Genomic DNA, 267 nt, shown 5'->3' on the forward strand with positions numbered 1-267 from the left:
TCCATGGCCTGCAGGAAGAAATGCTGGAAATCCAGCCGTTCATATGCGTCCAGGTCCTGCCCGTCTTGCGGGATCACGACCTTCAGCTCATCCCCACGCGTGACGACCAGCTCGGAGCCCATCTTCGGGCTCACGCACACCCAGTCGATGCCCTCGGGCACGGCGATGGTGCCGTTGGTCTCGATGGCGATCTCGAAGCCGCGTGCGTGCAGCGCGTCGATCAGGGGCTTATCGAGTTGCAGCAGCGGCTCACCACCGGTGCCGATG

1 protein-coding gene is annotated in these 267 nt (G+C 63.7%); it reads right to left on the reverse strand.

Annotated elements, in window-relative coordinates; translation table 11 throughout:
- The coding region (locus ACVA58_RS28180) for a hypothetical protein (protein WP_446513536.1) at positions 1-267 on the reverse strand (267 nt) is incomplete at both ends.

Source organism: Photobacterium sp. DNB22_13_2 (genome assembly GCF_052873915.1).